Origin of the sequence: Olsenella sp. CU969 (genome assembly GCF_905219715.1) — a bacterium.
GTDB lineage: Bacteria > Actinomycetota > Coriobacteriia > Coriobacteriales > Atopobiaceae > Granulimonas > Granulimonas faecalis.
The window spans coordinates 1-9,514 of the sequence record NZ_CAJMXC010000076.1; the positions used below are offsets into that span (position 1 = coordinate 1).

Sequence of the window (9,514 nt, forward strand, 5' to 3'; positions counted from 1 at the left end):
GCTCCACCCCCGACCCCGAGGGCAACGAGATCATCATCCGCCCGTCCTACTCCAAGGACTACGCCAAGCTCATCTACCTGGCCAACGGCGGTGACATCTCCGGCAAGCCCTCCTCCGAGTTCCAGGTGGTCTCCAAGTCCTCCATCTACAAGAAGATCGAGGACCACAACGTGACCCCCACCCGTGAGGGATACACCTTCATGGGCTGGAAGCTCCTCAACACCGACGACGCCACCAAGGTNGCCGACTCCGCCTACATCAATAACAAGGCCAACGTGGCCGACGTCACCGACCAGCTGGCCGTCAAGGAGGTNGNCGAGGAGAGCGGCGCCGTCAAGCGCGACACCTACTACCTCGTGGCCCAGTGGGAGGTCGGCAACTACGTCGTGCGCTTCGACGCCAACGGCGGCTCCCTCGGCAACGTCCGCTCCATCGAGGACGTGGCCTTCGGCACCAACGTGGGCTCCCTTGCCATCCCCGTCCAGGGCCGCGGCGTGCCCACCAAGGCCGGCTACATCTTCCAGGGTTGGTCCACCACCAAGAACGCCATGGACGACTACGCCAACACCTTCGCCAAGTCCTCCACGGCCGACGCCGGCCTGACCCCTGTGGCCGCCCCCACCATGCCGTCCCACGACATCACGGTCTACGCGGTGTGGAAGTACGACACCAGCAAGTTCATCGTCTCCTTCGACTCCGACGGCGGCAGCCGCGTGGGCGACGTCTCCTACCAGAAGGCCAACGCTCCCTCCTACGCCACCAGCTCCATGGCCCGGTTCCCCACCCCCTCCAAGACCGGTTACGACTTCACCGGCTGGCACTNNGTGGAGGAGGACGGTGAGCTCCGCGAGGAGACCACCGACGGTACCGGTGCCCCCATCGTCACCGAGAACCACACCTTCAAGGCCACGTGGGCCCCGCGTGACGACACCAAGTACACCGTCGAGTACTGGATCAACTCCGGCGCCAAGGACGCCGAGGGCAACGCCGTCTACACCCGTGTGAACGACGCCTCCGTCACCAAGACCTACACCGCCGCCACTGAGTCCACCGTGGCCGTGGCCGACGGCGACAAGACGGCCGAGCTCACCGTGGGCGGTGCCAAGTACTGGTACAACGCCGACAACCCCAACAACGTGCTCACCGGCACCGTCACCGGCAGCCCGAGCCTGGCCCTGCGCCTCTACTACGACCGCTACCTCGACGTGGTGGTGAAGGCCGACGGCCACAGCACCGGCACCGGCACCGTGGAGTCCAAGACCGCCCAGCGTGAGGGTTCCAAACCCACGGTCAGCTGGAAGGCCGACGCCGGCAGCCACGTGGCCAAGGTCACCGTGGACGGCGTGGTCCGTGACGACCTGATCGCCAAGGGNTNGTTCACCCCCGAGGACGGCCTCACCGACAACGTCAACATCGTGGTGGAGTTCGTGAAGGACTCCGGCACCACCGACCCCTCCGGCCCCACCGGTGGCGACGTGCCCCGCAAGGCCTACACCGTGACCACCGAGATCCACGGCTGCAGTGCCTCCGACGGCTGCACCATCACCGGAACCAGGCCATACCTGGCCGGCACCGACGCCCGTNTCGAGTGGAACGTGTGNNCCGGCTGCAAGNTAAACCGCGTGCTGGTGGACGGCCGCGAGGTCGAGGTCTCCGGCAACACCTTCGACTTCAAGGGCCTTGCCGCCGACCACAAGGTGTCCGTCTATGTGACGAGCACCTCCATGCCCACCATCGGCGGAANCAGCNGCGACGGTGCCTACACCATCACCGTGAACCGCTATGGCGGCGACAGCACCTTCCTTACCTCCACGAGCAAGACCATCCCGTTCGCCGACGCCGCCGGCGCCGACTGGACCTTCACGTGGGACCGCAACGGGTCGGCCTACAAGGCCTATGAGATCCGTGTCGACGGCAAGACCGTGCGAGGTGGTGTGGACGCCAACGGCAACTTCCGCACCAACCTCAAGGATGCAGCCAGCTATGGCCTCACCCCCAACGCCAACCACGTCGTCGACATCTACTTCTTCCAGGAACCGGCCTCCGAGGACGGCACCGACCCCGACCCGGTAGTGCCGGACTTCTCCGACCCCGACGAGTGGGTCAAGGTGACCACCCAGATCATTGGCGGTGCCGGTGAGATCGACGGCGGCTTTGTCTCCAAGAAGGTGGAGGGCGACACCCACACCGTGGAGTACAAGGTCGAGAACGGCGACAACTACGATTCCGAGNACTACACCTACTATCAGGTGAGTAAGGTCGAGGTCACCGGCGACACCGCCGCCAAGGTCGNCCAGGACAACCAGCAGGTCACCGTCACCCTCACCCAGGACGCCGACGTTAAGGTCTATGTGGAGCCCGTGGTGCGCAAGGTGGAGACCTACAAGGTCACNCGCCAGGTGGTCGACGGTCAGGTCGTCCCCAACGCCGACGGCGGCTCCATCGTGGCNTCCCGCACGGNTGGTCTCTACGGCAACTACTCCAATATCCTCGCCACCCCCAAGTCCGGCTTCAGGGTGGGGGCCGTGGAGGTCACCGACAGGCGCAACGGTGCTGCCGCGTCCCAGACGGGCACCATCACCCACCTGATCGGGCAGGACGGCGCGATCGCCGAGACCATCAAGGGCAAGGTCACCTGGAACGGTGCCGCCACAGCCTCCGAGCAGGAGACCGCGGACGAGCCCCAGGCCCTTGCCGACCAGGTGAACCCCGAGGCGCTCTCGGCCGACCCGGCCGCCCAGGCTCCCGCCAGCGACCCTCGCAACATCCAGGCCGACGAGCCCCAGGCCGCCGAGCCCGTCGAGGACCCGGTTGCCCCCAGCGTCTCCGCCCCTGTGGCCGATGAGGCCGATGGCACCGAGCCTGCGTCCGACGACACCCAGGCCCAGGAGCCCGAGGGTGCTGCGGACGACGACGCCCTGGCGGCCGCCGCCTCCCAGCTCTCCGACGACGCCCCAGCCGACGAGGGCTTCTCCCTCATGACCAAGGCCTACGCCGACGGCACCAACGGCCCCGACGCCGACAAGAACGTCTTCACCGAGCCGGTCACCACCGACGGCAAGACCTCGNTGAGCATCACCAACATCACCGAGGACCAGATGGTGGTGGTCTACTTCGTGTCCGAGAGCGAGACGCCCGAGGACACCAAGCAGGTCGTCTCCGACCGTCAGGACGGCAAACTCCACCGCGTCTCCGTGGTCTTCACCGACCCCGAGGGCAACGTGCTCGCCACCGAGCCCAAGACCGAGGGTGAAGGCTTCGTGCCCGACGGCGGCAACGCCACCCTCTCCTGGGCCGACCTCGCCGGGTACCGCGTGGTCTCCGTCAACGGCGGGGCCGCAGCCTCCACCATCAACCTCGACAACGTCACTGCCGACACCGTGGTGACGGTGGTCCTCGAGCCCAACCGTCCCTCCGACCCCATCAAGGAGAGCGGATTCGAGCCCCGCTACGTCATCTCCACCGACGTGCGCGGTTACGGCGCCCTCACCATCACGCCCACCAAGACCGTGAGCGCCGGGGCCGACCACCAGGTCACCTGGGAGANCGACGGCGCNCCGGTCGCCCAGGCCGAGGGTGACGAGGGCGGCTCCTCCGCCATGCCCCTCAACGTCCCCTACATCATCGACGTCGAGGTGGACGGCGACTCTGCTTCTGTGANNGACAACGTGTTCAACCACGGCGGGTCCCAGGTCTCCACCCGCTCCGCTGGTGACAAGGGCTTCACCAACGTGGACGCCGACCACCACGTGGCCGTGACCACCATCCTCCTGAACGAGGACACCGACGGTAACGGCAAGCCCGACACCAACGTGNACACCGACGGTAANGGCGAGCCCGACACCAACGTGGACACCGACGGCGACGGCAAGCCCGACACCAACATCGTCGACGAGGACGGCGACGGCAAGCCCGATCCCGACGTCGTGGACCCTGACGACCCGGACAAGGACCCCAAGAAGCCCACCACCAACATCGACAAGGACGGCGACGGCATCCCTGAGGTCAACGTGGACACCGACGGCGACGGCAAGCCCGACGTGAACATCGACACCGACGGCGACGGCGAGCCCGACATCAACATCGTCGACCCCGACGGCGACGGCAAGCCCGACCCCGTGGACCCCAAGGACCCGGATTCTCCCAAGGTCCCCACCACCAACGTGGACACCGACGGCGACGGCAAGCCCGACACCAACGTGGACACCGACGGCGACGGCAAGCCCGACACCAACATCGTGGACGTCGACCTGGACGGCAAGCCCGACCCCGTGGACCCCAAGGACCCCGAGGCGCCCAAGCCCAACGTGAACATCGACACCGACGGCGACGGGAAGCCCGACCTCAACATCGACAAGGACGGCGACGGCAAGCCCGATCTCAACATCGTGGACAAGGACGGCGACGGCGTCCCGGACCCCGTGGATCCCAAGGCCGATCCCGTGCCCACCCCCGATGTCAACGTGGACACCGACGGCGACGGCTGGCCTGACATCAACATCGACACCGACGGCGACGGCAAGCCCGACAAGAACGTGGACACCGACGGTGACGGCGTCTACGACTGGAAGGACGAGGGCCACCCCGACCACCAGAAGTACCTCGACTGGCTGAAGAGCCAGAGCACGACCACCACGACCACGACCACCACGACCACGACGCGCAGGCTCCCCTTCACCGGCGGCGCGGTTCCCAGGACCGGAGACATCGCCTCCGTGGCCCCCGCCATGGGCATCCTGGGTGCCATCGCCCTGGCGGCCACCGGAGCCCTGGTCATCCGCCGCAAGCGTCGCGACGACGAGGAGNAACGGCNGCGGGGGAGGGTACCGCCCATCACCGCTTCCCAAAGGGCCCGCATCGAAAGGTGCGGGCCCTTTCCTGTGGGAATGGAACCCCGCAGGCCGATGGGCCCGCCGCCGACCGCCTGCCCATGGGTCTTCAAAAGGGAAAAGTGAGGTAGTGTATCTATATTCAGGCTGAATACAGCTATCCCGATAAGGGAAGGAAGTGGAACCCATGAAGTCCAAACGCACCCACCCACGCCTTCTGTCCCGGCGCACCTTGCTGGCCGCCTTGCTGGCCGTGGCCCTCTCGGTGCCTCAGCCCTGTGTGGCCGCTGTGGCCGAGGCTGTCCGGGAGGGGACGTCGACCACCGTCTTCGGCGGTGTCACGGTCACGGGCGGCATGAGCGGCGTCGACTACGACGTGAGTGCCTCGCCGCTCCTGCTCACCGTGAAGACGGGGACCCCGCTGAGCTTCTCGGGCACCGGCGAGGGCTCTATCAAGATCGCTGAGGGGGTGGACGCCTCCATCACGCTCGACAACCTCGACCTCACGAGCAAGAGCTCNNNGCCTACGACGGCGGCGGACCGCAACTCGCCTATCGACCNCTGGCCCGGCGCGTCGCTCCACATCACCCTTGCCGACGGCTCCACCAACTATCTGCGCACGCAGCTCGACACCAACTGCGCCGGCATCCACGTGGCCGAGNCCNCCAAGCTCACCATCGACGACTCCGTGACCAACCGCCTCACCGACGGTACCCACGTGGAGGTGGACGGCGGCAAGATCGCCACGGCCGGCACGCTGCTCGACGGCACCGAGGTGGCCGTGGGCGACGAGATCCTCAAACTTGCCTCCGACGACCCCGGCGTCCTCAAGGTGGCCGGAGGCTACGGCTGTGCGGCCATCGGCTCCGGCTCCATGGAGAACGCCGGGCTCATGGTCTTCGACGGCGGCTCCGNCGTCGCGGTGACCTGGCGCGGCGTGGCCGTGGACCTCGACAACCCCGGTGCCGGCGGCGACGCCGACATCCCGGTGAGCGGCAGCTACTACGCCAGCGTCGGCGCGGGCATCGNCGCCGGCTGCGGCGGCGGTGCCACCGACATGGTCTTCAACGCNGCCGACATCGACGCCTACGGCTCGTACCACGGCGCCGCCATCGGCGCCCCGCTGCGCTACGAGGGCGGCACCACCTACAACGGCGGCGCCCGCCAGCCCAGCGCCCTCACCACCACCCCCAACTCCACCTGTGGAAACATCACCATCAACGGCGGCTTTCTCAAGGCCCGCGGCTTCACCCACGGCAACGCCTTCGGCGGCGCCTGCGACTCCGCGGCCGCCCCGGGCGCCAAGGGCAAGGTCATCAAGGTCACCGGTGGCACCCTGCTGCCCACGTCGGGGAGCGGCCGTTGGGACCTCGGTGGCCGCGACGGCACCGTCATCGTCACCGGCGGCTCCATGCGCATCGCCAACATGAGCAAGTTCCAGGGCGACGGCCCGTGGTCCGACGAGACCAAGACCACCAAGCTGACCATGGTCACCATCGACATGAAGGCCGAGCTCGAGCAGCTCGACAGCCTCAACTCCAAGATCAGCGGCTGGCAGCTCTTCGTCAACGGGCAGCCCCACAGCTACGGCGCGCCCACCATGTTCGACGACGGCAAGCTGTACCTCTGGNTCTCCGACGCCTACCTCCAGAAGGACCCCGAGACCGGTAAGTCCGCCCGCATCGAGGTGCGCCTCAACTACATCGACGCCAACGGCAAGGAGCAACGCCTCGAGCCCCTCTACGTCGAGGAGCTCGGCGGCTCCTNCGGGTCCACCCTCAAGCGCTACGTCAACATCGACCTCGACAACGAGGAGCTCGACCCCGCCGCCCGCNAGGTAGTGGCCGGCTACTTCTCCAAGCTCGACAAGTACTACGACGGCCTGCCCCTGCCCGGCCTCGAGCTCTCCGAGGAGGAGGGCCACTACATCTCTACCGCGGGCCTCGAGACCGTGCCCAAGCGCCTCACCGACTCCNGCTCCCTCGAGTACACCTACCAGACCGTCTCCGAGGAGGTCGACAAGAACGGCGACCCTGTGATCATCGGTTCCGGCTCGTCCCTGCCCACGGACTCCGGGCGCCAGCTCATCGAGATCGTCTCCAAGCAGTACGCCTCCGACCCTGGCATGCAGTCGTACTGGGGCCACCGCATCCGCGGCAACGCCGTCATCAACCCGGTGAACTCCGCCACCCAGGCCGACATCTCCTCCCTCGGCCACGGCGTCGACGTCGAGGTGGGAGGGGAGACCCGCTCCTACAGCGAGCCCACGTGGGCCCAGGGCTCCGACTCCGCCATCGACTTCAACACCGCCACCATGGACTGCCTCGTGGTGCCCTTCGACGTGACGAGCGGCACCATCCCCGGCACCGACACGCCGTCGGCCGCCACGTGCGCGGCCCCCACGGGCACCGTGAGCCTCTACCTCGACGGCCGCCCCCTNNCGGCCTCCCAGGGCGGCGTGATCGAGCTCGACGAGGGGACCTTCAGGGACGCCTCCGTTCCCGTGGCGGTCGAGAAGGTCGACGGTCGCGAGCACGTGGTGGGGTACTTCAAGATCACGCGCTCCCAGCTCGAGGCCTGGGGCCTCGCCGCCACCGAGGACAACCAGCACACCGTGCAGGTGCGCTACACGTCTGTGACCTCGGATGACCCGCCCCTGCGCGGCGAGCGCTCCGCGGGCCCTGCCTATGAGGACAGCGCCTACCTCAACTACTACGAGAGCGAGAGCCCGGTCACCAACGTCGAGATCGAGATAGCCCAGCCCGGCTTCACGCTCTACAGCGGCGCCCTGACGGCCACGGGCTTCGACCCGGCCGCCCCCTTTGCCAAGGACCCCTCCGCCCTCGACGTGGCCGCGGCCCGCATGAGCTACCTCGACGGCGAGCGCGACGACGCCGGCAACCTGGTGGTGGGCGACGACGGCTCCCTCAAGACCTGGGTGGTCGACGCCGACTACGAGGCCGCACCGGCCCAACAGGTGGTCGACGGCGCCATGTTCATCGGCAAGGACAAGAACTGGTTCGACGTCTACACGCTCACGAGCTCCGTGGGCGAGATCGACATCGTGAGCTCCGACCCCGGCGTCGTCGCTGTGGAGCCCAACGCCAGCCTCGTGGGGCGCCGCGCCCAGTACCGGCCCGGCACCTCCGCCTACGTGGCCGGCACCAAGGCCCGCGTGGTGGGTCCCGGCGTGGCCGTGATCACCGCCACCATCCACGGCACAGGCGCCTACGACGGGGCCACCCGCAGCTTCCGGGTGTTCGTGAACCCGGACCTCGCCACGGAGCCCGCGCTCGAGGCGGCCATGACGGCGCGGGACGTCTCGCGTTCCGACGGCACCGTGCGCCCGGGCGANNCCGTNCGCTACACCGCGGTGGTCTCCAACACCGCTGGCCTGACCATGTACCAGAACCCGGTCTACTCCCTCACCGTGCCGGCCGATGCCACGCTCTCGTCCCTGCGCCTCGTGGCGGCCGACGGCTCCGTGACCGCCCTCGAGGAGGGCAGCGGCTACACGCGCTCGGGCGACACCCTCACCGTGGCGATCCTGCCGGCCCTCTACGGCGGCCAGTCCGTGCGCTTTGTGATGGACGTCACCGTGAACGACGGAGTGATCCTGCCCGAGCACGGGCCTCTGGAGGCCCTACGCTCCGAGTGCGCCACCTGGGGCGTGTACGGCCAGGACAAGTTCCATGGCGACGTGTTCCCGTGGGACACGCGCTTTGACTTTGAGAACGGCAAGGAGCTGGGCAGCGCCGACGAGCCCGCCGCAAGCGCCTGGGCCGACCCCATGGCCGAGAAGCGGGACCCCTCCGACCCCGACCCCGACGACCCGTCCCATACCGTCGACGACGCCGAGGGCACCGAGACCCGCCCCGTGGACCCCGGAGCCGTGATGGGTGACGACGAGCTCGCCGAGGTGGCTGCCCGTATCGCCGCCGAGAACGGCAAGGGGCTCCCCGATGGTGTGACGCCCACGGTGTCCGTGACGCGCGTCGACGGCGCCGGCGGGGTCACCGTGACCGGGGGCGTGCCCCTCTCGGCCCCCTCCACCTATCGCGTGGCCGTCACCTGGGAGCACGAGGGCGAAGACGGCTCCATCTCCACTACCACCGTGGTGGTGCAGGTGGACGTAACCGACGGGGACGACCACGACCTCGTGGTGGTCCCTGCCGACCCCGACGTGCCTGCGGGCGACATCTCCGTGGCCAAGACCTGGGCCAACGTGACGGCCGGTGCCGAGGACCGCGGCAACCGCGAGATCGTGCAGGTGGGTGACGAGCTGCTCTACACCATCACCGCGACCAACGCCAAGGCGGGCTCCGTGTACCACGCCGCCGTGGTGGCCGACACGCTCCCCGTGNGCGTGGAGTACGTGCCCGGCTCCATCGAGGTCGTGTGCCGACGCGGCACAGAGAAAGAGCGCCCGCTCAAGGCCGACGACTTCTCGGTCGACTACGGCGCCGACAGCCGCACGCTCTACGTGGCCGTTGGCGACCTCTACGGCGGCGAGACAGCCACCGTGCGCTTCAGGGCCCGCGTGACCGCCGAGCGCCTGAGCCACACCGACCCGCAGTCGCTCGTGAACGTGGGACGCGCCTTCGGCACGCTGCCCACGGACACCGTGAGCGACCCCGACCCCGACGATCCCGACGCCCCCAAGAAGGTCGTGGTGACGCCGCCCG

The 9,514-nt window shown here is 68.3% G+C and carries 1 protein-coding gene and 1 pseudogene; both read left to right on the top strand.

The features are described from left to right. Positions 1–4,955: InlB B-repeat-containing protein (locus tag JX283_RS07075; RefSeq protein WP_204829945.1), on the top strand; the 4,955-nt coding region annotated here is incomplete at its 5' end. 61 nt (positions 4,956–5,016) lie between these two features. After that, positions 5,017–9,514, top strand: a pseudogene (locus JX283_RS07080) (DUF11 domain-containing protein); the annotation flags it as partial.